This window comes from Nocardia sp. bgisy134 (genome assembly GCF_057708325.1).
Genome location: NZ_JBYIRW010000004.1, coordinates 80,518 through 103,679 on the forward strand (window position 1 = coordinate 80,518; position 23,162 = coordinate 103,679).

The 23,162-nt window shown below is 69.5% G+C and carries 21 protein-coding genes; 10 read left to right on the top strand and 11 right to left on the bottom strand.

Features of this window, described 5'->3' with window-relative positions:
* Positions 1-48 precede the first annotated feature (48 nt).
* The 3 genes from AC3ERS_RS09275 to AC3ERS_RS09285 all read left to right on the top strand — a co-directional run bounded on the left by AC3ERS_RS09275 (position 49) and on the right by AC3ERS_RS09285 (position 4,188).
* Positions 49-1,656 (top strand): condensation domain-containing protein, encoded by a 1,608-nt coding sequence (locus AC3ERS_RS09275; protein ID WP_431965559.1) that lies wholly within the window; start codon positions 49-51, stop codon positions 1,654-1,656.
* Positions 1,653-3,158 carry an amino acid adenylation domain-containing protein gene (locus AC3ERS_RS09280; protein ID WP_431965561.1) on the top strand — a complete coding sequence of 502 codons (1,506 nt, stop codon included), beginning with the start codon at positions 1,653-1,655 and terminating at the stop codon, positions 3,156-3,158. Before AC3ERS_RS09275 ends, AC3ERS_RS09280 begins: the two co-directional genes overlap by 4 nt.
* Before the next feature lie 64 nt (positions 3,159-3,222).
* The gene (locus AC3ERS_RS09285) at positions 3,223-4,188 is read left to right on the top strand and encodes a ribonucleotide-diphosphate reductase subunit beta (protein WP_488186839.1); all 966 of its coding nucleotides are present in this window, start codon (positions 3,223-3,225) and stop codon (positions 4,186-4,188) included.
* 14 nt (positions 4,189-4,202) lie between these two features.
* Here the strand turns inward: AC3ERS_RS09285 and AC3ERS_RS09290 are convergent, their stop codons facing one another.
* The 9 genes from AC3ERS_RS09290 to AC3ERS_RS09330 all read right to left on the bottom strand — a co-directional run bounded on the left by AC3ERS_RS09290 (position 4,203) and on the right by AC3ERS_RS09330 (position 10,630).
* Entirely contained in the window at positions 4,203-4,946 is a 744-nt protein-coding gene (locus AC3ERS_RS09290; RefSeq protein WP_431965565.1) for a hypothetical protein, read from the bottom strand.
* A gap of 169 nt (positions 4,947-5,115) precedes the next feature.
* Positions 5,116-6,618, bottom strand: coding sequence for an FAD-dependent oxidoreductase (locus AC3ERS_RS09295; RefSeq protein ID WP_431965567.1), 1,503 nt, complete (start codon positions 6,616-6,618; stop codon positions 5,116-5,118).
* 94 nt (positions 6,619-6,712) lie between these two features.
* Positions 6,713-7,024, bottom strand: coding sequence for a hypothetical protein (locus AC3ERS_RS09300; RefSeq protein ID WP_431965569.1), 312 nt, complete (start codon positions 7,022-7,024; stop codon positions 6,713-6,715).
* A 23-nt stretch (positions 7,025-7,047) separates the two neighbouring features.
* Positions 7,048-7,506 carry a hypothetical protein gene (locus tag AC3ERS_RS09305; protein WP_431965571.1) on the bottom strand — a complete coding sequence of 153 codons (459 nt, stop codon included), beginning with the start codon at positions 7,504-7,506 and terminating at the stop codon, positions 7,048-7,050.
* A 40-nt stretch (positions 7,507-7,546) separates the two neighbouring features.
* Positions 7,547-7,855 carry a hypothetical protein gene (locus AC3ERS_RS09310; protein WP_431965573.1) on the bottom strand — a complete coding sequence of 103 codons (309 nt, stop codon included), beginning with the start codon at positions 7,853-7,855 and terminating at the stop codon, positions 7,547-7,549.
* Between the two features lie 88 nt (positions 7,856-7,943).
* Complete coding sequence (locus tag AC3ERS_RS09315; protein WP_431965575.1) at positions 7,944-8,894, bottom strand: glycosyltransferase; 951 nt, start codon at positions 8,892-8,894, stop codon at positions 7,944-7,946.
* 138 nt (positions 8,895-9,032) lie between these two features.
* Positions 9,033-9,767, bottom strand: coding sequence for a metallophosphoesterase family protein (locus tag AC3ERS_RS09320; protein ID WP_431965577.1), 735 nt, complete (start codon positions 9,765-9,767; stop codon positions 9,033-9,035).
* A 4-nt stretch (positions 9,768-9,771) separates the two neighbouring features.
* Positions 9,772-10,035: a BON domain-containing protein gene (locus AC3ERS_RS09325; RefSeq protein ID WP_431965579.1), complete on the bottom strand. Its 264-nt coding sequence runs from the start codon at positions 10,033-10,035 to the stop codon at positions 9,772-9,774.
* A 4-nt stretch (positions 10,036-10,039) separates the two neighbouring features.
* A complete protein-coding gene (locus tag AC3ERS_RS09330) occupies positions 10,040-10,630 on the bottom strand; it encodes a nucleotidyltransferase family protein (protein ID WP_431965580.1) in 591 nt (196 codons plus the stop codon).
* Positions 10,631-10,816: 186 nt separating this feature from the next.
* On the opposite strand from AC3ERS_RS09330, the gene AC3ERS_RS09335 reads away from it, so the two are divergent.
* Entirely contained in the window at positions 10,817-11,332 is a 516-nt protein-coding gene (locus AC3ERS_RS09335) for a DUF6328 family protein (RefSeq protein WP_431965582.1), read from the top strand.
* Here the strand turns inward: AC3ERS_RS09335 and AC3ERS_RS09340 are convergent.
* The gene (locus tag AC3ERS_RS09340) at positions 11,286-12,524 is read right to left on the bottom strand and encodes a glycosyltransferase (protein ID WP_431965584.1); all 1,239 of its coding nucleotides are present in this window, start codon (positions 12,522-12,524) and stop codon (positions 11,286-11,288) included. The genes AC3ERS_RS09335 and AC3ERS_RS09340 overlap by 47 nt on opposite strands.
* A 236-nt stretch (positions 12,525-12,760) precedes the next feature.
* Between AC3ERS_RS09340 and AC3ERS_RS09345 the strand changes: the two genes are divergently transcribed.
* From AC3ERS_RS09345 to AC3ERS_RS09370, 6 genes are all read left to right on the top strand, one after another.
* Positions 12,761-14,896 (top strand): catalase, encoded by a 2,136-nt coding sequence (locus AC3ERS_RS09345; protein ID WP_431965586.1) that lies wholly within the window; start codon positions 12,761-12,763, stop codon positions 14,894-14,896.
* Positions 14,897-14,968: 72 nt separating this feature from the next.
* The gene (locus AC3ERS_RS09350) at positions 14,969-15,649 is read left to right on the top strand and encodes a PAS and ANTAR domain-containing protein (RefSeq protein WP_431965588.1); all 681 of its coding nucleotides are present in this window, start codon (positions 14,969-14,971) and stop codon (positions 15,647-15,649) included.
* A gap of 210 nt (positions 15,650-15,859) precedes the next feature.
* Positions 15,860-16,237, top strand: coding sequence for an anti-sigma factor (locus AC3ERS_RS09355; RefSeq protein WP_431965590.1), 378 nt, complete (start codon positions 15,860-15,862; stop codon positions 16,235-16,237).
* Positions 16,227-17,012, top strand: a complete 786-nt coding sequence (locus AC3ERS_RS09360) for an RNA polymerase sigma factor SigF (RefSeq protein ID WP_431965592.1) — start codon at positions 16,227-16,229, stop codon at positions 17,010-17,012. Before AC3ERS_RS09355 ends, AC3ERS_RS09360 begins: the two co-directional genes overlap by 11 nt.
* A gap of 529 nt (positions 17,013-17,541) precedes the next feature.
* Positions 17,542-17,940, top strand: coding sequence for a hypothetical protein (locus tag AC3ERS_RS09365; protein ID WP_431965594.1), 399 nt, complete (start codon positions 17,542-17,544; stop codon positions 17,938-17,940).
* Positions 17,941-17,977: 37 nt separating this feature from the next.
* The gene (locus AC3ERS_RS09370) at positions 17,978-18,250 is read left to right on the top strand and encodes a hypothetical protein (protein ID WP_431965596.1); all 273 of its coding nucleotides are present in this window, start codon (positions 17,978-17,980) and stop codon (positions 18,248-18,250) included.
* Positions 18,251-18,366: 116 nt separating this feature from the next.
* Here AC3ERS_RS09370 and AC3ERS_RS09375 read toward each other — a convergent pair whose 3' ends face one another.
* A complete protein-coding gene (locus AC3ERS_RS09375) occupies positions 18,367-23,151 on the bottom strand; it encodes a cation-translocating P-type ATPase (RefSeq protein WP_431965598.1) in 4,785 nt (1,594 codons plus the stop codon).
* Positions 23,152-23,162: the final 11 nt, after the last annotated feature.

Here is a 23,162-nt window from a genome sequence, read left to right on the forward strand (position 1 = left end):
GACGGTGCCGGGGGTGAAGTCCCTCGACCGACGACCGGGGGTCGACGCGTGTTCGAGCCAGTGTCCTTTGGCCAGCAACGACTGTGGATTCTGCACCAGCTGCACGGTGACAGCTGTGAATACCACATTCCGGAGGCGTATCGCCTACGGGGCGAACTCGACGTTGCCGCACTGCGTGTCGCGTTGCAGGCGCTGGTCGAGCGGCATCCGAGTCTGCGGACCCGTTTCGAGCTCGTGGACGGCGTCCCGATGCAGCAGGTCGTAGCGGTGCAAGAGGTCGAGTTGCCGGTCGATGATCTCAGTGCGCTGTCCGCCGCGGATGTCGACAAGCGGCTCCAGGCCGCGTTACGCGACGAATGGGAGCAGCCGTTCGATCTCACCGGTGGGTTGCTGCTGCGCGCGCGGTTGCTGCGGCTGGGCGAGCGCGACCACGTTGCGCTCCTCACCGTCCACCACATCGCCTCCGACGGCTGGTCGCAGGCGATCCTGTGGCGTGAACTCGCGGCGTTCTACAGTGCGGCACGCGTCGCGATCGCCGCCGATCTGCCGCCGATTCCCGTGCGCTACAGCGACTTCGCGCGCACCCAGCATCACAGTGTGCCCACAGCGGGACTCGCCTATTGGACCCAGCGGTTGCAGGGTGTCCCCGACGGGATCGCCCTTCCGCTGGATCGGCCCCGGCACAACGGCCAAGCCCCCACGGCCGGTGTGCTCCGCACCGTGGTGGACGCGGCGACACTTGCCGGGTTGCGGCGCGTGGGCGGGGCACACGGGGCGACGCTGTATATGAGTCTGCTGGGTGTGTTCGGGATTCTGTTGTCGCGCTACAGTTCCGAACACGACATCGTCGTCGGTTCTCCCGTCGCGGGGCGTACGCGCGCCGAGTGGGAGCCGGTCGTCGGGTTCTTCGTGAACACGCTGGCGCTGCGGCTGACGGTAGATCCGGCGGCGACGTGCGGAGAGTATCTGGGCCAGGTTCGAGACACCACGCTCGAGGCGTACCGGCATCAGGATGTCCCCTTCGACCGGGTGGTCGAGGCTGTCGCGCCGAGCAGGCGCTTGGATCGCAACCCGCTGTTTCAGGTGCTGTTCGCTCATCAGGGGGTGTCGCCGCCACCGATGCCGACCGGGCTCGACGCCGTGGCGGTCGAAGGACTCGACAACCGCGCGCGGTTCGACCTGGAACTGCATGCCCGGGAAGGCCACGACGACCTGGTGCTGTACTGGGTCTACGACGCAGGTTTGTTCGATCGGCCGCGCATCACACAGATGGCGGTCGATTTCGCTACCATGCTCGGTGATTTCGTCGCCGACGAGCGCACGGTCCTCGGCGCGCTCGCCCTGCGCGAGAGCACCGTCTCGGCACCGCTCCCCGACGCGAACACGGCCAGCGGTGGTGTCACCGCAACGGTCACCGCCCCGGCTGGTACGCCTGCCGACAGCGCGACCATCGAGCGAGTGCGGCTGCTGTTCGCCGAGGTGCTCGGGCTCGACGAGGTGGGCGTGCAGGACAACTTCTTCGCCTCGGGCGGGCACTCGCTGATGGCGATCCGTTTGATCTCGCGGATCTACGACACGTTCGGTGTAGAGATCGGTTTGGCCGATGTGTTCGAAGCGCCGACGGTCGAGGAACTCGCGCTCAGGGTCGTGCCGTGACCTCGCTGTGGCGGCTGTTCACCGCGACAGCGCGACAGTTCCACCGCCGCACCGCATTACGGGACAGCGACCGCGGCTACACCTACGCCGAGCTGGCCGACGCCTGCGGGCGACTGGCCGCGGTGCTGCGGGCACGCGGTATCGGTAATTCAGAGCCGGTGCTGGTCTGCGCTGACCGCGGCGCCGACGCGGTGGTGGCGACTCTGGCGATCGTCGCCGCGGGAGCCACGCCGACGCCTGTCGAACCCGGCAGTCCAGCAACCAGATTGGCCATCATCGCCCGCACCTGCGGTGCGAGACATGCGGTGGTCGACGACGCCGGTGCCGCCGCGATGTCTACCGGAGATGTCGCGCTTACCCACGTGGGCGAGCGAGCACCCGATCCGAGCCGCGAGGAGTCCACAGCGCCGTCACGGCTTGCGTATGTGCTGTTCACTTCGGGCTCGACCGGGGTGCCCAAGGGGGTGGAGGTGACCCAGCGCGGCCTGCTGGCGCTGCTTTCGGGTGCGGCGCAGTGGGACTCGTCTGGGCCGGCCGACGTCTGGGCCGGGTTTCACTCCTTCAGCTTCGACGTCTCGATGTGGGAGATGTGGCGGTCGCTGACTGTCGGGGCGGAACTGGTGGTCTTGCCACGGCGTGCGCAGGTCGACGCTGGCCACGCCTGGTCACTGCTCGACCGGTACGAGATCAGTGTGCTGTGCCAGACCCCGACCGCCGTGCGGATGCTGGGCAACCAGGTGGAAGCCCGCGGGATACCGCCGCGGCTGCGACGGATGCTGATCGCTGGAGAAAGACTCGATTTCGGGTCACTGCGTCCGTTCGCGGCAGCCGTGGCCACCGGCGGGCTCGAGATCTGGAACCTCTACGGCCCCACCGAGGCGACGGTGTATTCGGCCGGTCATCGGGTCACCGCGCACGACCTCGACCACGAGCGCCGCTCTGTGATCGGTCGTGCGCTGCCGCACGTCCGTCTGCGGGTACCCGAACGTGCCGACGACGGAATCGGTGAACTATGGATCAGCGGTGCCGGACTGGCCGCCGGTTACTGCGGGGATCCGGCGCTGACCCAGGACCGGTTCGTCGGCGCGGACACCGCCGAGCGCAGCTACCGCACCGGTGATCTGGTGCGCGACATCGGCGGTGGAGCCTACGAGTTCGTCGCGCGCCGTGGCGGTTTCCTCAAGGTGCGCGGCTATCGGGTGGAGCCGGGTGAGATCGTGCACGCCGTCTGTGCGCATCCTGCGGTGTCGCAGGCCGCGGTCGCGGTCAGCGACGTGCTCGGGTTCGGCGACACGATCGTCTGCACGGTGGTGCTCCGTACCGGCTGCTCGGTGACGGATCTTCAGCTGCGTCGCCACATCGCGCAGCTGCTACCGGATTACATGCGGCCCGGCAGGATCGTGTTCGCCGAACGCTTGCCGCAGTTGCCGAGCGGAAAGCTGGACCAGCGAGCGTTACAGATGCTCATCGACGACCGTCTGCGCAACCAGGTGCACAGCTAGCTGACTGGAGGTTGTGGTGATCGAGTCGAAGACTGCGTGTGAGCTCGTCGTGGGAGAGCATCTGATGAACGACGCGGCGGTTATGGCCGATCTCGAACACGGTGGTGCCGACCGGGTGTCGGTGCTCGACCTCTACGACCGCTGGGAGGCCCAGCATTGGCAGATCCAGCACCTCGACATCGCTGGCGACATCAGCGCGTGGCGTTCGATGAACCGATATTTCCGGGTGGCCGCGATCGCGGCGATGGCCCGGTTCTCCGAGGGGGAAATGGCGGTCACCGAAACCCTGGCCCCGATCGCGTACGCGGCCCCGGTCGCCGAGTACCGCTTGTATCTGTCGACGCAGATCGCCGACGAAGCCCGGCACGCGTTGTTCTTCCGCAAATACCTCGCCGCACTGTGTGACAACGACCTGACCACCGATTCCGATATTTCCGCGTATCGGGCGGGCACATTGTTCGATGAGGCTCTCGCTCGCGTCACCGACCGTGTCCGGTCGCATCCAGGCGACATACCCAGCTGGTATGAAGCGGTCGTCGTGTACCACCTGCTGGTCGAGGGCACGGTCGCCATGACCGGACTGCATGCTCTCCTGCGCATGACTCGCGAGTTCCCGGCCCTCGCAGCCCTGCACACAGGTCTGATGGGTGTGGCGCGCGACGAGTCTCGCCATGTCAATTTCGGCATGCTGGCGCTGCGCAGTGGCGTGCGCACCGGTTTCGCGAACGATATCGTCGATGCTTTGACACGCCACCTTCCCGTCGCGGCCGAGACCATGGTCGACCCCTACACCGAGGACCGCACCCCGCGCCTGCCGCTGCTGGCCGCCAGGCGCGCCGAAGAGCTGCGCGAGCGTTGGCAGTTCGCGGAAAGCACTCTGGCACGTCGGCTTCCGTCGCTGGGTCTGCCTGAACAGACAGTGCAGTCACTGGTACACCTCTGGCGGGAGGGATGCGCACACGCGGTCGCGACCTACCAGGAGGTTCACGGTCACACCCACCCGGCGAGCTACAAGCCGATTTTCGGCTGAGCCTACCCCATTCCTTACCTGCGCATGAGATCGAGGCTCGGCGTAATGCGTTGCGCACGTTCTGGATCGACGTGGGCGGTCTCTGTGAGCAAGGCGCGGACCAATGCGTCGAAGGCGGCGTGCAGCCGTGCCGGGTCGAGGCCGGTGACAAGGGTGGTCTGCAGGTCGGTGAGCAGTTCGGCGGGCAGATCGTCGTGACCGCGGGCTTGCACCGGGTTGGTGTGGTTCCGCAGGCACGCGAGAACGAGCACCTGCTCGCGTAGCCCGTCGAGCATGTGCTGGGCCTGCCAGATTCGACCGCGCGCCAGGGACGATCGAGCGTGCAGGGCATACAACCAGCCGGTGCCGATGACCTGCGCGGCGTCGGGATTCGGGCGGGCCGGATGAGGACCGCCGTCACCATAGACGAGGTGAAATGCCGGCAGCGTGCCGAATTCGAGTTCGGTGGCCCAGAAAGCGAGATCTATCTGCAGGCTGTCGGCGCGCAGGAACACCCGGAAGCGGGTCCTGCCTCGAAAAACGTCGAGATGGTCGACGACATCGAAGTCGTCGTACATGCGCCGAGTCCAGTCGGCGACAACGTCGGTTTCGTCGGCGTCGGCGGACAGCCGGAACGCAAGATCGATATCGGACCAGCGGTCTTCGCGGCCGAGGGCCACCGATCCGGTGACTGCGGCCGCGGTGATGCGCACGTCGGTTTCCGCAGCGGCGATCAGGGCTTCCCGAATGCGCGCTCGTTGTTGCTCGTCGAACACCATGTCAGCAGCATCTCACGATGCCTGGGGCGGGTCCGGGGGTGCGGAGAGTCCGCCGCTTACGTCGTGGTGCTCGCACCCTGGTGAGGCCCGGCACGGAATCTTCGAACGGACTCTCGCGCAACTGCTCGATCGACCCGCCGACGCTTACTTCGTGACCCCGCGGGTGGCGCTACATGTCCTCGCGCAGCACCGCGCGGCGCGCGAGCGGCTTGGTGGCGGGCCCCTCCAGCACCGTGCCGTCCGGCGCGAAACGCGAGCCGTGCAGCGGGCAGTCCCAGGACCGTTCCGCGTCGTTCCACCGCAGGATGCCGTACAGGTGCGGGCAGATGGCCGAGACCTCGGTGGTGACACCGTCGACGGTGCAGATCCCCGAAGGAACCAGCCCGCGGCGCTCGACGCGGCCGCAGCCCTCCTCGGGTACGGCGGCCTTGCCGCCGCCGATCATGTGCAGCCATCCCGTCGAGAGCTGTTGGACAACGGCGGTGTTCGCTCGTGCGCCGGAGAGCAGCGAACGCAGTTCGGCGGGCTGCCAGGTGGCGAACGTGGTGGACCAAGGCGGCGGCTTGCCGTTGAGCCTGCCCTCCAGCGCGAGCGCGGCGGCCACGCCGTTGGTCAGGCCCCATTTGGCGTAACCGGTGGCGACCAGGATGTCGTCCCGGCCCGGCAGCAACGGACCGACGTAGGGCAATTCGCCCACCGGGTGATAGTCCTGGGCGGACCAGCGGTGCAGCACTTCCGCACCGGGGAACCACGTGGCGGTCCAGTCCAGCAGTTCGTCGGCGTGCGCGGCCGCGGCGTCGGTCCGCCCGACCGCGTGCCCGCTGCCGCCCACCAGCAGCAGATCGCCCTCGGGTGTCGGGTGGTAGCGCACCGAGCGGATGGGCTGTCCCGCGCTGATGTACATATCGTGCGGGACCGGCTCCGGCGTACGGAACGCCGCGAGATACGAACGCTCGGCCGTGAGTCGCGCGAAGAACCCGCCGCGGTCCAGAATCGGGGTCCCGGTGGCCAGCACGACCTTGTCCGCGGTCAGGTCGCCGTGTTCGGTCTGGACGACCAGCCTGCCGTCCTCGCCGCGCACCCCTTGCGCGCGAGTCGATTCGTAGATCGGGGCGGTGTGCGCCTCGACCTCGGCGGCGAGCGCGGCCAGCACGGTCATCGGATCGATCTGTGCCTGCTCGACGAGCCGAACCCCGCCGTAGGCCGGGAACGGCGTGTCGAGCTCGTCGACCAGCTCGGTCGGCAGTCCCGCTGCCCTCGTCGCATCGAATTCGGCTCGTACAGCCTGCCTTTCGCTTTCGGACTGGGCGTAGGTGACCGCCGCGCTGTGCTGATACGCGATCCCGTGCTCTTCGCAGAACCGCAACAGCCAGTCCTGCCCGTCGCGATTCGCGGCGAGGTACTCCGCCAAGACGCCGATGCCGTGGCGTCCGGCGATGTGCTGCGCGCGAGTTCCCTGGAGCAGACTGATCTTTCCGGTCGTGCCCCCGGTCGTCCCGACCCCGACGCGCCTGCCCTCGACCACCGCGACCTGAATGCCGTTCTGGGCCAACAGTAGCGCCGTCACGAGACCGGTGATCCCCGCGCCGATCACGACGGTGTCGTAGCGCGATCCGGGCGTGAGCCGCAGCCGCGCCGGTACTTGGGCGTCGTTCAACCACAGGGAGGTCATAGTCGGGAGATAGCCCATCGACTCGGCCCGAAACCCGGCGCTGACCGGGCGAGCTTCTCGTGAGCGGCGGTGCGTGATCCCGTCATGTCCCGGCTCACTTCGGAACGAAAATGCCGGTCAGATCTGCTTTCCGGATGGGCGTGTCCGGATTGGCCTGCGCGGTGCACATCAATTCGATCGAGGCGATGGCGGCGTCGACCATCTGGTCGTCCGGCGCCTCCTGACCGCTGCGCTCCTGTTCCAGGAACTTCGTGACGGTGGTTCGCTGCTTGTCCGCGTCCTGCTCGACGAACTCGTTGCACGGCGTGTCGCCGCCCTTGTTCACGGCTTTCTCGGCTTCCGCACAGCCCACCGCGAACACCGCGGTCGATGCCAGCGCCGCGACGGCTAAACTACGCATTCTCATCGGAACTCCTGTTTCGGGGCGGTTCAGAAACCGGCGAGGCCGGAGGCGAGATCATCGATGTCCAGCGCCTCCATCACCTGCTGACGCACGTCGGGGCACTGCTGGATGGTCGCGGTGTCGATGATGGTCTGATCGGCGATCACCGCGTCGTTGAGCCCTCCGTTGCGTATCGCCCAGTTGTGCACGGTGGCGTTGAAGCTGACCCGGCCGACGACCGCACCCTGCTCTTTCCAGTTGCCGACCTCCGCGCGCATCATGTCGCACAGCTGCGCGGCCGCGGCCGGTGTCACCTCGTCGGGATTCGGCACCTCGGCGCTGGTCGGTGACGGGATGGTCAGCGAGACGCTGCCCTCGGTGGGGGTGGCAGGCACCAGAGGGGTGTCGCCGTCGCCGCCGCATCCCGCGACGAGCGAACCGGCGATCACCAGTCCCGCCACCGCGATCGAGCTCCGGCCGAGCAGTCGAGTTCCGTTGAATGTCATCGTGTTTCCTTCCGCGCACCCCGTCGGTGAGGTGGTGCGATCAATGCCCGCGGTCGTCGTAGAGCGCGCCGCTCTGCTTCTTCTGGACGCGCTTGTGCTCGGCGAAGACCATGGCCGCGCCGACGACGATGCTCAGCACCGCGGCGATGCCCGCGACCACCGCCCAGCCCTCGTAGCCATAGCCCGCGGCGGTGAGCGTCAGCGCGACGAGGACGATGCCGAGGCCGACCAGGACGATTCCCGGCCAATTCTTGGTGTCCTCGATCGCCTCGCCCGCGTGGGTACGCGTGGTCCGATGGTGGTCTGGGAACTCACCTTTGGGCGATTTGTCGTGGTTCTCGGCACGCATAGCGGTCTCCTTCCGGTCCAACCCTCGGACGGGCGCCGTTCGACGGATACCCCGGAAATCACAAGGCAATCAGTCCGGCCGAGCGGCGTCAGCCGATGGACGTGCTGTGGCGATCGCCGACGAGAGTGCCGAACAGCCGATCCCAGGTGTGCAAGAACTCGGCGAGACCGAAATTGGCTTGGGCCCACTGCCGTGCCGCCTTGCCCGCCAATTCGGCGAACATCGGCTCGTGCACGAACTGGCGGACCGCCTCGGCGAGTATCGCGGGCTCGGTCGAGACCACCCCGGCCTCGGGCGGAATCGAGGCGGAGACCTCGGTGGTGCCGAGCGCCACGATCGGCATGCCGAGATACATCGCCTCCAGCACCGACATGCCCAGCGACATCCAGCGCGGCACGTGCAGGAAAACGCGGCGTCGGGCCAGCTCCTCGTGCAGCCGGTCCTGGGCGAGATCGCCCGCGCCTGCGATTCGATCGGCTGGACAGTGCAGCGCGTCGGCCAGCCGTTCGGTGCCGGAACCGTAGACATCGATCGGCGCGGCGTCGGAGAGCGGCGCGAGCAGATCGGTGCCGGTGATCCGGCAGCGGCGGACGGGATCGTGGATGATCGTGGCCGCCCGTGGCAGTTCGCCGGTGTACAGGTGGCCGGGATCGGGAATCCCGTAGGGGATCACCATGCTCGGGCACCGGCCGTTGTCCCACATCAGCCGGTTGAACTGGGTGACGTGCACCAGCGGGATGTCGGAGCGGCCCGCGAGCGGATGCCTGGTCAGCGCCGCGTGCTGGTGCGGAGTGTTGTGTTCGACGTACACCGCGGGCACGTCTATGCCCGGCGCGCGGCCGAGCCATTCGTGCGCGAGATCGATTTCCCTCGGGCGTTGCAGAACAACGAGATCGATGTCGGTGTCGACCAGGTCGGCGGGTGCGATGTCGACCGCGTTCGCGGGCCAGGGACGACCGCACCGGCCACGCGCCCATTCACCGCGGCGTGCGTCATAGGGCACCAGATAGCGATGCCCGCCCTGGACGAATGCTGTCATCCAAGGGCTGTGCGCGTGCCACACCAGGACGTTCAGCGGTCCGGTCGCCCCGTTCGAAGTGATCGTCGGAGCTTCCATACGGCCCGTGTGCCCCAGCAGCCCCGCCCGAAACCTGGCCGCCTCGCCGCGCCGGGCGTATCAGGTGGTGACGGCCCGCTGCCTGGCCGGTTCCAGCTCGTAGATGGCGTAGGCCGCCCGGATCACCGGCTCGGCGACATTGCGCACCCTGATGCCGCCCGGTGTCGTTCCGCGCTCGGTGCCCGCGTGCGCGTGCCCGTGCAGCGCCAGATCCGCGCCGAACTCGTCGATCGGCTCGCCGAGCAGATAGGAACCGAGGAACGGGTAGATCTCTCTCGGCTCGCCGTGCAGGGTGTCGCTGACCGGAGAGTAGTGCGTCAGCACGATGGTGACGTCGGTGTCCAGCTCGGCCAGTGCGCCGCGCAGCGAATCGGCGAGTGCCACCGTGTGGCAGGCGAATTCGCGCATCACCCGCTCGCCGAAGACGCTGGCGCACTTGCCCGCGAACCCACCGCCGAAGCCCTTCGTGCCCGCCACCCCGAGGGTCTGCCCGTCGATCGACACGGTGGTCGAACTGCCCTCGAGCACGGTGATGCCGTAGTCGGTGAGCAAGGCGGTGATGTCGTCCTGGGCGTCGCTGTGGTGGTCGTGGTTGCCGAGCACGGCGATCACGGGCACGCCGAGGTCGGTGAACTCCGTCGCCACCACGCGCGCCTCGTCCAGCGTGCCGTGCCTGGTGAGGTCTCCGGCGAGCAGGAGCACGTCGGCGCGCAGGGGGAGTTCGCGGAGCACGGGTCGCAGCTGGCCGGAGGATTCGGCTCCCAGATGTACGTCGCCTACCGCGGCGATCCGCATGGCGTCAGCTCCCTTCCTGCGACGACAGGTGTTCGGTTCCGGTCGGCGCGGTGGGCACCGTGACGTGCACGTCGTTGTGGATGACCACGCCGGGCAGTTGCTCGCGCACCACCTTCTCCATCTGCTGTTTGCAATGGGCGCTCGTCACTTCGCCGTCGAGCACCACCACCTCGCCGCGGATGGTGACCTGTACACCGAGTTCGGCGGTGCGCGGGTCCTCGGCGAGTGCGCGGCGCAGACGGGCGACGAGATACTGGGGTTTCTCCATCGGCTCAGCTTTCTTCTCGAGCCCGATGCCCTGCGCCGGTCCAGCCCGCATCGGTGATGCCGAGGTCGTCGACCAGGCCGAGAAAGGCTCGGGCATATGGCGATTCCTTCGTCTGACTGCGCACCACGGCCCAATCGACCTGCTCGCGCAGATCCCGCGCGATGTGCAGCAGCGGGCTCAGATCCAAGCGGTGCGCGTCGAAGACGAGCAATTTGTCGATCATCAGATCGGTCGCGCTGATCACCGGCGCCACCGTGGGGCCGACCCGCATGACCGTCGCCCGGTCGAGCAACTCGTCGGTGACGTCCCGGCAGTTGGGCCGGTAGATGACATCGACGAGGGTGTCGCCGTCATAGACCTTGGACAGCCAATCCTCGGGCGGCTCGCACACCCGCAGCCCCGCCTTGGCGAGCGCTTGGATGGCCTGCGAGATATCGGCCGGTTTCACGAACAGATCCACGTCGTGATCCGAGGTGGGACCGCCGCGGGCGTACACCGCGCAGCCGCCGGCCACCGCGAACCTGATCTCCGCCTCGTGCAGGGTGTTCGCGGCGCGGGTCAGCGCGTGCAGCAGTTCGTCCATGGTGGCGACCATGTTGCGGTGGTACCCGGCCGATACCCGGTTAATCAGGGGCTGAGCGGGTATGCGATGGCGTGCAGCGGGTCGGGAGACGACCGTGAGGGTACCGATGCGGAAGGGGTGGTGAGATGCCGAAGACCACCCGGCGCGGCGACACGAAGAAGTCCGGGCTGCCGAGGGGGCATCGCCGGAAGACCGCCCGTGCCCGACGATGACGACACCTCGGATCGTGCGGGTCGACACCACGACGAGGGCAGGGACGAAACCGAGCTCGAACGACTGGACCGCAACTGGGCCAGCCTGATCCAGGAGTTGCGCGTCGTGCAGACCGGTGTGCAGTTCCTCATCGGCGCGTTGCTGCTGCTGCCGTTCCAAGCCGGGTTCGCGGCGTTGTCGCACCAGATGCGGGTGCTCTATCTGGTGACCGTCTGCGCGGCGTTCGGCGCGACGGTGTTCCTCGTGGCACCGGTTTCCTGGCATCGCATTCTGTTCCGCAGGCATCGGCTCGGCAATGTCGTCGCGGCCGCGCACCAGTGCGCCATGGCGGGGGTTGCGCTGCTCGGCGTCGCACTGATAGGAGCGTTGATCCTCGTGGTCGACGTCGTTGCGGGCACCACCGCGGCGGTGGTCGCGGGCGTCGTCACCGCGGCGCTGTTCGTCCTTACGTGGTTCATCGCGCCGTGGCGGTGGCGCGCCCGGAGCCGGCCGCACCCGTGACGACCGCGGCACGCGCGGGCGCGGCGCGGCGGTAGGCCGCCATCGTGGCTGCGGCCACGCGATCCCAGGAGTAGCGGCTGCGCGCCCGTTGCCAGCCCGCCGCACCCCAGGTTTCGCGCAGCGTCTCGTCCTCGAGCAGCGGGCGCACCGCGCGGGCAACGGCCTCGGGTTCGGCCGGGGCGACGAACCTGCCGGTGACGCCGTCGACCACCGTGTCGAGCATCCCGCCGACCGCGGTCGTCACCACCGGCTTGCGGCAGGCCATCGCCTCCAGGGGCACCAGGGCGAACGGCTCGTACCACGGCGTGCACAGCACCACGTCGGCCGAGCGGTAGAGCCGGGGCATGGCGCTGTGCGACACCTGGCCGAGCAGCCGAACCCGTTCGTGCACACCACATTCCGTGGCGATCCGGCGCAGCCGCTTGAACTCGGCGTCGTCGTCCACGTCATCACCCACCGCACCGCCCGCGATCACCAGTTCGGTCTCGGGCAGGCCGGGCAACGCGCGCACCGCGAGGTCGAAACCCTTCCTGCGCACCAGTCGTCCGGCCGCGAAGAGCCGGTGACGCGCCTTGCGGGCGGCGGCGGCTCCCTCGGGACGGAATGCCGCGAGGTCGACGCCGCACGGCGCCACCGAGATACGGAAGCGCGGCACGCCCATCCTGACCAGTTCGATGGCCTCGTCGGCGCTGGTCGCCAGCACGTGCGCGGCCCTGGTGGCGATGAGCCGCTCGAATCGGATCCGCGAGCGCGGGCTGGTGTCGGCCAGCCCGTGGTGGCGGCGCTCGACGGTGCCGAGCGCGTGGAAGGTCACCACCACCGGGATGTCGTGCGCCCTGGCCGCCAGTTCGGCGGCGAGCGCGGAGATCCAGAAGTGCGCGTGCACCAGATCGGGGGTGTCGCGCGCCCAGTGCTTGCGCAGGAAGGTGCCGAATTCGCCGAGGTGGGGCAGCGTCCGGTCGCCGCTGAGCGGCCGCGGCGGTCCGGCGGGGACGTGCACGACGCGGTATCCGTCCCTGGTCGTCACCTCGGTCCTGATGTGCGGGTCGTCGCGCCGGGTGTACACCGTGACCCGGTGCCCGGCGCGGGTCAGTGCCGCCGAGAGTGCCGCGACGTGCACTTGTTGACCGCCCGCGCCGCCGCCGGGATCCGCGAGCGGACTGACGTGTTCGGAAACCAGGGCGATCTTCACGGCTGCTCCGTTCGGTGCGAGGACGGGCGCACGACGTCACCCGGCGCGACCACGGACCGGGCGTGCCGTCGGCGATATGTGCGAGATATGCCCGCCCGAGCGGCCCGCAAACGGAGCGTCGCGCGCTTTCGGTGCAGGGCGGCGGCCGCGAAAGGCTCGATGAGCTCGGTTTACCCGCATCGAATGCGGGCAGTCGGCGGGACGAGAGGGATCGACAGCAGGGCAGGAGGAGACCAGTGGACGAGCGATCGGGCAACGGCGCGGGCAGATCCGGCGCCGATCCCAAGCAGCGACAGCTCGACGCACACCGGGTCGACCGGGAGCGCGGTTATCTGACGACCCAGCAGGGCGTGCGCGTCGAGAGCACCGACGACGCGCTGGCCGCCGGGGACCGCGGCCCCACCCTGATGGACGATTTCCACGCGCGGGAGAAGATCACCCACTTCGATCACGAGCGCATCCCCGAGCGCGTGGTGCACGCCCGTGGCGCGGGCGCCTACGGACACTTCCAGCCCTACGACAACGCGCTGTCCGACGTCACGACGGCCACGTTCCTCACCGACCCCCGCGTGCGCACCCCTGTCTTCGTTCGGTTCTCCACCGTCGCCGGATCCCGCGGCTCCGCCGACACGGTGCGCGACGTGCGCGGTTTCGCCACGAAATTCTATACCGCGCAGGGCAATTACGATCTGGTCGGGAACAACTTCCCGGTGTTCTTCATCCAGGACGGCATCAAGTTCCCCGATTTCGTGCACGCGGTGAAACCCGAACCGCACAACGAGATTCCGCAGGCCGCCTCGGCGCACGACACCCTGTGGGACTTCGTCTCGCTGCAACCCGAGACGCTGCACGCCATCATGTGGCTGATGTCGGACCGGGCGTTGCCGCGCAGCTACCGGATGATGCAGGGCTTCGGTGTGCACACCTTCCGCTTGGTCGACGCGCGCGGCAAGGGCACCTTCGTCAAGTTCCACTGGAAGCCGCTGCTCGGCGTGCACTCCCTGGTGTGGGACGAATGTCAGCAGATCGCCGGACGCGACCCCGATTTCAACCGCCGCGATCTCTGGGATTGCATCGAGGCAGGCCAGTATCCCGAATGGGAGCTCGGCGTCCAGCTGGTGCCCGAGGAGCGCGAATTCGACTTCGATTTCGACCTGCTCGACGCGACCAAACTCATTCCCGAGGAGCAGGTCCCGGTCCGGCCGGTCGGGCGGATGGTGCTCGACCGTAATCCGGACAACTTCTTCGCCGAGACCGAGCAGGTCGCCTTCCACACCGCGAACCTGGTGCCCGGCATCGACTTCACCAACGACCCCCTGCTCCAGCTGCGCAATTTCTCCTACTTGGACACCCAGCTGATCCGGCTCGGCGGCCCCAATTTCGCCCAGCTGCCGATCAACCGGCCGGTGGCCGAGGTCCGCAATCACCAGCAGGACGGCTACGGCCAGCACGCGATCCCAGGGGGCCAGGCGGCCTACACCAAGAACAGCATCGGCGGCGGCTGCCCGTTCCTGGCCGATTCCGGTGCGTTCCAGCATTACCCGCAACAGATCGACGGTCAGGCGCTGCGCAAACGCGCGGAGAGCTTCAAGGAGCACTACCGGCAGCCGAGGATGTTCTGGCGGAGCATGTCACCGCCCGAGGCCGAACACATCATCGACGCGTTCGCCTTCGAACTGGGCAAAGTCGGGCGACCGGAGATCCGCGAACGGGTCATGGAGCATCTGGTCCGCATCGACTCCGCGCTGGCGGTGCGGGTGGCGGGCAAGCTGGGCGTCTCCGCCCCCGCGCTCGACGTCGACACCACCGACGCATTCGTCTCACCGGCGCTGTCCCAGGCCAACACCGCGATGGACACGATCCAGACCCGCAAGATCGCGGTACTCGCCGCCGACGGCGTCGACGCGGCCGGGGTTCGGGCGCTGCGCACGGCGCTGACCGAACGCGGCGCGATCGTCGAGGTGCTCGGCCTGCACGGTGGCGCGATCAGGGGTGACGGATCCGACGGCGATCAGCTCGCCGTCGATCGGGCGCTGGTCACCGCCGCCTCCGTGCTCTACGACGGCGTCGTCGTCGCGGGTGGCTCCGCGGCGGCGGAGACGTTGGCGCGCAACGGTTCCGCGGTGCATTTCGTGCTGGAGGCGTTCAAGCACGCGAAGGCCGTCGCGGCCTTCGGCGCGGGCGTCTCGGTCCTGCGCATCTCCGGGATCGTCCCCGACGCGCCGACAGATCGCGATCTCGGCATCGAACACGGGGTGATCACCACCGAGTCGAGCGGCGGCGCGCTGCCGGGCGACTTCGTCGACACGTTCGCCGACGTGCTGGCCAGGCATCGCAGCTGGCGTCGCGCGACCACCGCCGTACCGGCCTGAGAAGAGGGGCCGATAGTCCTCGGCGAGGCCGATCTGCTCGCCGCGTGCCCGGCGAAGACGGATACTTTTCCTGTGACGGAGAGTGGGTCGATGCCGCCCGGCGACGCGTTCGTGCTGAACCGGGTGATCGGTATGGGAACGCCGCAGAATGTCGGCAGTTTCCGGTTCTGGTTCGCGGACGAGCGGTGGGAGTGGTCGGACGAGGTTGCCGTGATGCACGGGTACTCGCCGGGAACGGTGCGCCCGACGACGGAATTGTTGCTCTCCCACAAGCACCCCGACGATCGCGATCAAGTCGCCACGCGGCTCGCGAAGTCCATCGAGACCGCCGAACCGTTCTCCAGCAGGCACCGGATCATCGACACGAAGGGGGTCGTGCACCACATCATCGTGGTGGCCGACCGGATGGCCGACGAATCCGGCGAGGTGGTCGGCACCGCGGGCTACTACGTCGATGTCACCGAAACACTCGAGGAGCATCGACAGGAGACGCTGGACGACACGCTGCCGGAGCTGTACGAGGCGCGCGCGGTCATCGAACAGGCCAAGGGCGCGTTGATGCTGGTTTACGGCGTCAGCGCGGAACAGGCGTTTCGCGTGCTGAGCTGGCGTTCCCAGGAAACCAACGTGAAGCTGCGTGCGCTGGCCGCCCAATTGATCGCCGAGATGAGCACCGTGACGCAGGCCGCCGTGGGCGTTCGCACGGAATTCGATCACCTGTTGCTCACCGCGCACGAGCGGGTGCGGCGGTAGGGTTGGAACCCACGTCGGCGATGACCGGCGTTTCAGTTCGTGTCCGACGGGTAAGTGCAACGATGAGGGACGCCGCGGTCGCCCGATCACCAGGGCTGGCGATTGTTGCGCGGTAGCCTGACGGATCGGCCGCGCGAAACAAGGTGGTGATGGGTGATGGGGGAGTGGACCTCGCAGTCCTCGACGGAAACGACGACCATAGGTGTTCGCGTGCCCGCGCGGCTCGAGCAGCTGACGATGCTGCGCGCCCTCGCCGAAACCGTGGCTCTCATCGCGGATTTCGCCATCGACGAGGTCACCGACATCCGCCTCGCGCTCGACGAGGTCGCCACCGTGCTGATCTTGGACGCGGTGCCGGGCTCGGACATCGACTGCGCGTTCACTTACGACGAGACTCGCATGTTCGTGCACGTGTCATCGATCGTGACGACCGACTCGATAGTGGAGCAGGCCGGTTTCGGATGGCACATCGTACGGACCCTCACCGAATCCATCGCCGCGCAGCAGGAGCCCTACGACGGGGAGCTGTCGGGTTATCGGACGGTCGTCGACTTCGCCTGGGTGCGAGGGGGCGCCGATGGCGGGTGAATCGAGGTCGGCGGGCGACAGCTACGACAATATCGAGCCGCTCTTCGAGAAGATCGATGCACTCGCCCCGGGCGACCCCCGCCGCGTCGCCCTCCGGGAAGAGCTGATCGGACGCTGCCTGCCGCTGGCCGAGCACATCGCGCGCAAGTTCTCCGGGCGCGGCGAGGTCTTCGACGATCTGCTCCAAGTCGCGCGGCTCGGGCTGGTGCAGGCCGCCGACAGGTTCGACGTCAGCCGCGGCTCGTCCTTCCTCGCCTTCGCGGTGCCGACCATCATGGGCGAGGTCCGCAGGCATTTCCGCGACAACACGTGGGCCGTTCGGGTGCCGCGGCGAACCAAGGAGATCCAGCTCAGCATCGGCGCGACGGTGGAAGCGCTGTCGCAGCGGCTCGGCCGGATGCCGCGCGCCCGCGAGATCGCCGACGAGCTCGGCGTCGACCTCGTGGAGGTCACCCAGGCGCTGATCGCTGGCAACGCGTACCAATCGTCGTCCATCGACGCCGTCGCGGGCGACGACATCGACAGCGCGCCGCTGCCGCTGTTGGAAAGTCTCGGCGCCGAGGAGCCCTCCTACCACCTGGTGGAGGACTTCATGGCGGTCAAGCCGCTCATCTCCGAGCTGCCCGATCGTGAGCGGCAGGTGCTGATCATGCGGTTCTTCGAGGGCAAGACCCAGACGCAGATCGCCGACGTGCTCGGCGTCTCGCAGATGCACGTTTCCCGGATTCTCGCCAAGACCCTGCGCTGGCTGCGCGAGGAGGCGCTGCGCGACTGACGCGCGTCCTCACTGCGGATTCGGCGGTGCGGGCGCTGGATCGGGCCCCGGTATGGGGCGCCCCGGCCCCGGCTCGGGCGGGGGAGCGGGTTCGCGCGGGTCCGGGCCGGGCGGCGGCGTCGGCCGGTCGGGTTCCGGCGGAAACGGGTGTCCCGGCTCCGGTTCGGACGGCAGCGGGGAAGGTCCTGGCTCGGGCGGGAACGGCGGCGGAAACGGGTGCGGAGCCGGATCTGGGTTCGGAATCGGCTCCGGCTCGGGCGGCGTCGGCACCGGGTCGGGCTGCGGATTCGGGGGTATGGGATCGGGTATCGGCTGTGGCGTGTGGTCGTCCATGCGGCATCTCCTGGGTGGCGCCCTGACCCGCACCGTCGCGAACCTCGGCGGCGAAGGCCGATCATCCAGCGGATACCCACCGCACACCGGACGAATCGGTTGCGGCATATGCCTCACTCCCGTTTGCCGACGTTCCGGTTCGGGTACGTGGTGAGACAACCGGACAACGAGATACGAGGGCGCAGAGGGAGTCGTCATGGACTATCAGCGACGACCCGCCATCCGGGCTCCGCACGCCGGACCGGGGCATTCGAGGTCGCTGCAGCAGGCACAGGAGATCACGTCGCCGACCCAGCGCCCGGACCGAGCGGGCCGCACCCTGGTCACGCGCAACCACGAGGTGATCAGGCGGTGGGCCGAGCAGCGCGGCGCTCGCCCCGCCACCATGCCGGGCAGCGAGTACAACGGCCGTCTCGGCGTGCTGCGCTTCGACTTTCCCGGCTACGGCGGCGCGGTGCTGCGCCCCGTCGGCTGGGACGAATGGTTCGCGACCTTCGACGACCGGCGGCTGCGCTTCCTGTACCAGGAGCAGCGGGCCGACGGCTCACCGAGCAATTTCAACCGGCTGGAGCGTTCGCGCCACGAGGACGGTTGACCCGTTTCGGCGGCTCGCCAGCGGAAACCCCTCGAGCATGACCGAACTTTCCGGCGGAGAGCCGCTCGACGACACGTCGTGGACCGACGAGATCCCGTCCACGACCGAACAGCTCGACGAGGACGAACTCGACGCCGATCCGCTCGAGGCGGCGATGGACCCGCCCGACGCGTGGTCGGCCGCCGAACGCTACGCCGAACCGCCCGCCGTGCTGCGCGCGGGCGAGTCGATCGGCCGGCGTCTCGACGCCGAGGAACCGGACGTCGTCCCGGACGAGCCTCCGCTCACCACGGGTCCGGACGAGTCCTGACCGGAGCGAGCCGAGGAATCGGCGCGGGCCACAGTGCCGCGCCGATCATCGGACTGCCGGTTTCCGATCGAGAGTGCCTGTCCCCGAACGAATTCCAGTTGGTCGAAACGCGCGGGTCAATCGTCGGCGGCGGGCGCGGGCAGGTAGCGGGGGAGCACCACCGAACCCGCGGTCGCCGCGGCAGCGGTCGTCGCGGCGATGGTCCAGCCGACCGGGCCCAGCGGGGTGCAGCCGAAGTAGTTGCACACCCCCGGCGTCATGACCACCGCGGCGAGCACCGCGCCGCTGGCCGCGGTGGTGACCCAGACCAGCGGGCTGTCGTGGCCGGAGAGCAGGGTCTGTCCGAGCTGGGTGCCGATCAGCGCGACCAAGCCGATGGTGGCGGCGCGCCGGTGCGAGCCGGTGTAGCGGCCGATCGTCCACGCGGCCGCCGCGCCTGCGGCGGTGGCGATGCCGCGCACCGCGATGGTGTGCGTGAGTTCCGACCCGAGTCGCGCGGGCGGGATGTCGGAGAGCTGACGCGCCCGCTGCTCGGGATCGGCGGCGTTCTGCTCCTCGCGGTCGCGGGACAGGGCGAGCGCCAGCGCGGGGAACATGTCGGTGAGCATGTTCACCAAGAGGAACTGGCGGGTGCCGAGCGGGGCGTGACCGCTCACGGCCGTGCCGTACAGCGTGAAGGCGACCTCGCCCGCGTTCCCGCCGACCAGCACGCCGACGGCGTCGTTGATCCGCTGCCACATGCCGCGCCCCTCCACCAGGGCGTGCAGCAGCGCGGTCGGGTCGGGGTCGGTGAGAACCAGATCGGCGGCGTTGCGGGCGGCCGCGGAACCGTGTGCGGCCACACCGATTCCGACGTCCGCGCTGCGGATCGCGGCCGCGTCGTTGCTGCCGTCGCCGGTCATGCCGACGACGTGCCCGCCGCGGCGCAGCGCGGCGACGATGCGCACCTTCTGTTCCGGAGCGACCCTGGCGAACACCGAGGTCTTCTCGATCAGCTTGGTCTGCGCGCTGTCGTCGAGCCGGTCCAGATCCGCGCCGGTGGCCACCGACTCCGCGTCGATGCCCAGCTGCCGCGCGACGGCCGCGGCGGTCACCGGGTGATCGCCGGTGATCATGCGGATGCCGATCCCGTTCTCGCGCAAGGCATTCACCAGCGGCAGCGTCTGCGGACGCGGTGTATCGGCCAATCCGAGGAAGCCGAGCAGGGTGAGTTCGTCGACCGCCTCCTCGACATCCTCCGGCTCCTCGTCCAAATCCCGGCGGGCCACCACCAGCACCCGCAGACCCTGTTCGGCCAGATCCCGCACGACTGCCTGCGCGTGTTCGCGCTGTTCGTCGGTGAGCGGCTGCTTGTCCTGTTCGCCCGTGCGCACCTTGGCGCAGCGCGGGAGCACCACCTCGGGGGCGCCCTTGACCACCAGGCGCAGCCTGCGGGTGGTGTGGCCGAGCGCGGCGGCGTAGCCGCGGTTGGACTCGAACGGAATTTCCTCGATCGGATCCCATTCGTGCGCGTCGTCGCCGAGCACGTCGGCGGCATCGACGACCGCGCGGTCCGTGGCGTGCAGCACCGGACCCTCGTCCTGGTCGGGGCAGGCGCGCGCGGCGGCACGCAGCAGACGGCGCGCGGCGTCGGAATCAGCGTCGGGCTGCCACTGGTCGTGCAGGTCGGCGAGAGTGGTCAGCCGCAACCGGCCTTCGGTGAGTGTCCCGGTCTTGTCGAAGCACAGGGTGTCGACCCGGCCGAGCGCCTCGACGGTACGACTGGCCCGCACCAGGACGCCGTGCTTGGAGAGCCTGCGCGCGGCCGCCAGCTGTGCGACGGTGGCGACCAGCGGCAGGCCTTCCGGCACCGCCGCGACGGCCACACCGACGCCGTCGGCGATCGCGGTGCGCAGCGGTTGTCCACGCAAGCCGCCCAGCGCCGTCACCGCGCCGCCGCCGGTCAAGGTGAGGGGCAGCACACGATCGGTCAACCGCCGCAATTGCGCTTGGACGCCGCCCTTTTCGGGCGGCACCGCGCCCGCGGTCGCGCGGCCCGCCTGGGTGTCGGCCCCGACGGCGACCACGACGGCGCAGGCCGCGCCGCTCACCACGGTGCTGCCCTCGAAGACCATGCACGCCCGGTCGCCGAGCTCGGCGCCCGGCGTCGCGGCCAGCTGCTTCTCCACGGTCACCGATTCGCCGGTCAATCCCGATTCGTCCATCTCGAGATCGTCGAGCCACAGCAGCCGCGCGTCGGCGGGCACGATATCGCCCGCCCGCAGCGCGACGACATCACCGAGCGCGAGGCGGTACGCGGGGACAACACTTTCGTCGGCGCGGTCCGTATCCGGTTCGGCGCCGCCGTCGTCGATCACGGCGCGGTCCAGCAGCCGGGCGGTCACCTGTTCGTCGGCCATCAGCCGGTGCAGGGCGTTCTCGGCCTTCTGGCGCTGCCGCGCGGAGACGAGCGCGTTGACGGTCAGCACCGAGGAGAGCAGGACGGCGTCGGACGGCGAGCCGAGGATGGCGGTGGCGACCGCGCCGACACCGAGGATCGGGGTGAGCGGGTCGGCCAGCTCGCGGCGAAGCTGCCCGGCGAACGAGACCAGCCCTGCCAACGGCGCCAGGATCGCCGGGGCGCGAGAGGCTTCGGCAGCTCGCTCGGCCAGGGCCGGTGGTCGCGGCAGCCGGGAGAGGACCTCATCGGATTCCAGCGCGTGCCAGGGCAGCAGCGGAGCCAAGGTGCCAGGCGGTTCGGCGCGCACGGCCCGCCAGCCCGCGACAGCGCCGTTGAGCAGGCCGACGCAGTGCGCGGTGACCATCGGCGAGTAGCGGCCGCGCCGGGCGGGTCCGGTCGCCAGCAGCAGTCCACCGAGTGCGCAGGCCGAGAGGGCCAACGCCCGGCCGCGTTCGCTGGCCTGCCTGGCCGGGGCGACGGCGGCGAGCACCCGTTGGGCCTGGGTCAGATCGCGGCAGAGCAGGTCCGCGCTCCACGGTGGACGCATCGACCCCCAGTCCCCGCCGCACAGGCCGATCGCGACGTCGGCCCAGGCCAGCGCCTTGTGCGCGCGGGGGCTCAGCACCGCGACGACGTGACCGTCCTGCTGCGCGCCGTGTACCAGCTTGCTCATCGACACCCCGGCCGAGGCGAATTCGTCGGCGAGGGAACGCAACTCGGCGACGTCCTCGCCGCCGACCAGGGTCACCCGCAGACCCGCGCTCCGTGCCGCGCCGAGCACGGCGTGGGCGCGGCGGTCCAGCTCGCGACCGATCAGGACCCGGCCGACCGGCCGGTCGCCGTCGCGCAATTCGCGCCAGACCGGGCGTAGGGTGGCGCCGCGGTCCGGCAGCCCGCTCGTGGGGTGCACCAAGCGCAAGCCGTGCGTATCTTGCTGCTGTGCTTGGTCTTTCGCGCCAGGGGCTCCCTCGTCCGTGCCGGGGCGGAGCAGACGCTGGGCCGCACTCCACACGTGGGCCGCAGCCCGCTGTTCGTTTGCTTTCACCCGCTCGCCCAGGTCGTCCTTCGCGGGGCCGGACCCGTTGCCCGACACTCGACGCGCCGCGTCCTCCGACGTGGCAGGCGGCTCGGCGCCGTCGCGGGTGGCCCCGTCGGCCCCGTCGGCGCCGTCCGTGCCGGCCGACGCCCGGTCCGGCCGGTGTCGCCGGTGCGGGTCTCGCCACCGCGGATCGATGGCCTCGGCGGCCAGCACCAGACGGCCTGGGGTCAGCAAGGATTCGCCGTCGACTATGAGCGCGCTGAGGCGGTCCAGCCGTCGCCAGACGACCGGTTCCAGGGTGAGTACGCCCGCGCGCGACAGGGTCGTCGAGACGGCGGCGGCGTAGGCCTCCCTGGTCGCGCGGGCGGCTTTGGGCGCGCCTAGTTCGAGCGCCTCCGCCGCGGCGCTTCCGCTCCGTGACGCGCCGAACGCCGCGGCGCTCAGCAACGCGGCGGCCGAGGTCTCGTCGCCGACCCGCTCCACGGGTCCGTGCGGCAGATCGGCGGGCCTGGTGTGCGGGGGCAGCGGCTCGTCGACGGAGAGCGCCGCGTGCGTGGTGAGCTCGCACTCCCAGCTGTGCCACTGGGCGCGCCGCGCGACGACTTCGGTGAGCACCATCGTGCGCTGCACGGTGTCGGCGAACAGGTTCGCCATGCCTTCGGCCGGCGCGTTGCCGAGTGCGTTGCCGAACGCCGTCGCGGTGCTCAGCACCAGATCCGTTCTGGGACGGCCCAATCGATCCTCCAGCATGCGCCGCAATCGCGGCTGGGAGTCGGTGAACGCGGCGATCGAACGCAGCGCCCGCACCGGCGGCCGGATCGGCAGCAGCCACGCGGCGCTCGCGACGGCCATCGCGCACAGATCTCCGGCGACCTGAATTCCGGCGACCAGCAATGGTTCTCGATCCGCGGGAAACTCCTCGCGGCGGCTCCACTCGCGGTCGGCGACCTCGGCGTCACGCTCGGTTCGCTCGACCTCGGCGAGCAGCGCGGGTAGGTCCGCCGCGCCGTGCGCGAGCGCCGCGACGACCCGTCCGGTGACCGCGTTGACCTCCCACCAGCGCACCGCGCGCAGGCGATCGAGTCGCTTGCCGAGCGCCCGCGTGATGGCCGGGTTGTCTTCGTCGGTGAGCCCGCGCACCTCGACGGTCGCGCGGTCCTCGCTCACCGCGATCCGCCGCTGGGTCCGTCCGGCGTGCGGATCGACGAGGTCGGCCAGATCGTCGCGCAGGTGGCCCGCCGCGTCGGGGAGCACCAGTTCGGCGCCCGCGACGGCGGCACGCACGCCCGTCTCGGCGACGTGGACCGGCACGGCGGCGACCTTCATCCCGGTGTCGAACGCCAACCCGGCTCCGGACCGCGCGACATCGACCGCTGTGCCCGCGACGGCGGAGACCAGCGGGTTGAAGACGACTCCTCGCACCGATAAGCCCA

Excerpts from the sequence above, each read along its gene's own strand:
- AC3ERS_RS09310 (WP_431965573.1), bottom strand. The coding sequence starts at position 7,855 with ATGCGTGCCGAGAACCACGACAAATCGCCCAAAGGTGAGTTCCCAGAC.
- AC3ERS_RS09295 (WP_431965567.1), bottom strand. The coding sequence starts at position 6,618 with ATGACCTCCCTGTGGTTGAACGACGCCCAAGTACCGGCGCGGCTGCGG.
- AC3ERS_RS09365 (WP_431965594.1), top strand. The coding sequence starts at position 17,542 with ATGGACTATCAGCGACGACCCGCCATCCGGGCTCCGCACGCCGGACCG.
- AC3ERS_RS09370 (WP_431965596.1), top strand. The coding sequence starts at position 17,978 with ATGACCGAACTTTCCGGCGGAGAGCCGCTCGACGACACGTCGTGGACC.
- AC3ERS_RS09290 (WP_431965565.1), bottom strand. The coding sequence starts at position 4,946 with ATGGTGTTCGACGAGCAACAACGAGCGCGCATTCGGGAAGCCCTGATC.
- AC3ERS_RS09315 (WP_431965575.1), bottom strand. The coding sequence starts at position 8,894 with ATGACAGCATTCGTCCAGGGCGGGCATCGCTATCTGGTGCCCTATGAC.
- AC3ERS_RS09285 (WP_488186839.1), top strand. The coding sequence starts at position 3,223 with ATGAACGACGCGGCGGTTATGGCCGATCTCGAACACGGTGGTGCCGAC.
- AC3ERS_RS09305 (WP_431965571.1), bottom strand. The coding sequence starts at position 7,506 with ATGACATTCAACGGAACTCGACTGCTCGGCCGGAGCTCGATCGCGGTG.
- AC3ERS_RS09325 (WP_431965579.1), bottom strand. The coding sequence starts at position 10,035 with ATGGAGAAACCCCAGTATCTCGTCGCCCGTCTGCGCCGCGCACTCGCC.
- AC3ERS_RS09300 (WP_431965569.1), bottom strand. The coding sequence starts at position 7,024 with ATGAGAATGCGTAGTTTAGCCGTCGCGGCGCTGGCATCGACCGCGGTG.
- AC3ERS_RS09360 (WP_431965592.1), top strand. The coding sequence starts at position 16,227 with ATGGCGGGTGAATCGAGGTCGGCGGGCGACAGCTACGACAATATCGAG.
- AC3ERS_RS09320 (WP_431965577.1), bottom strand. The coding sequence starts at position 9,767 with ATGCGGATCGCCGCGGTAGGCGACGTACATCTGGGAGCCGAATCCTCC.
- AC3ERS_RS09330 (WP_431965580.1), bottom strand. The coding sequence starts at position 10,630 with ATGGTCGCCACCATGGACGAACTGCTGCACGCGCTGACCCGCGCCGCG.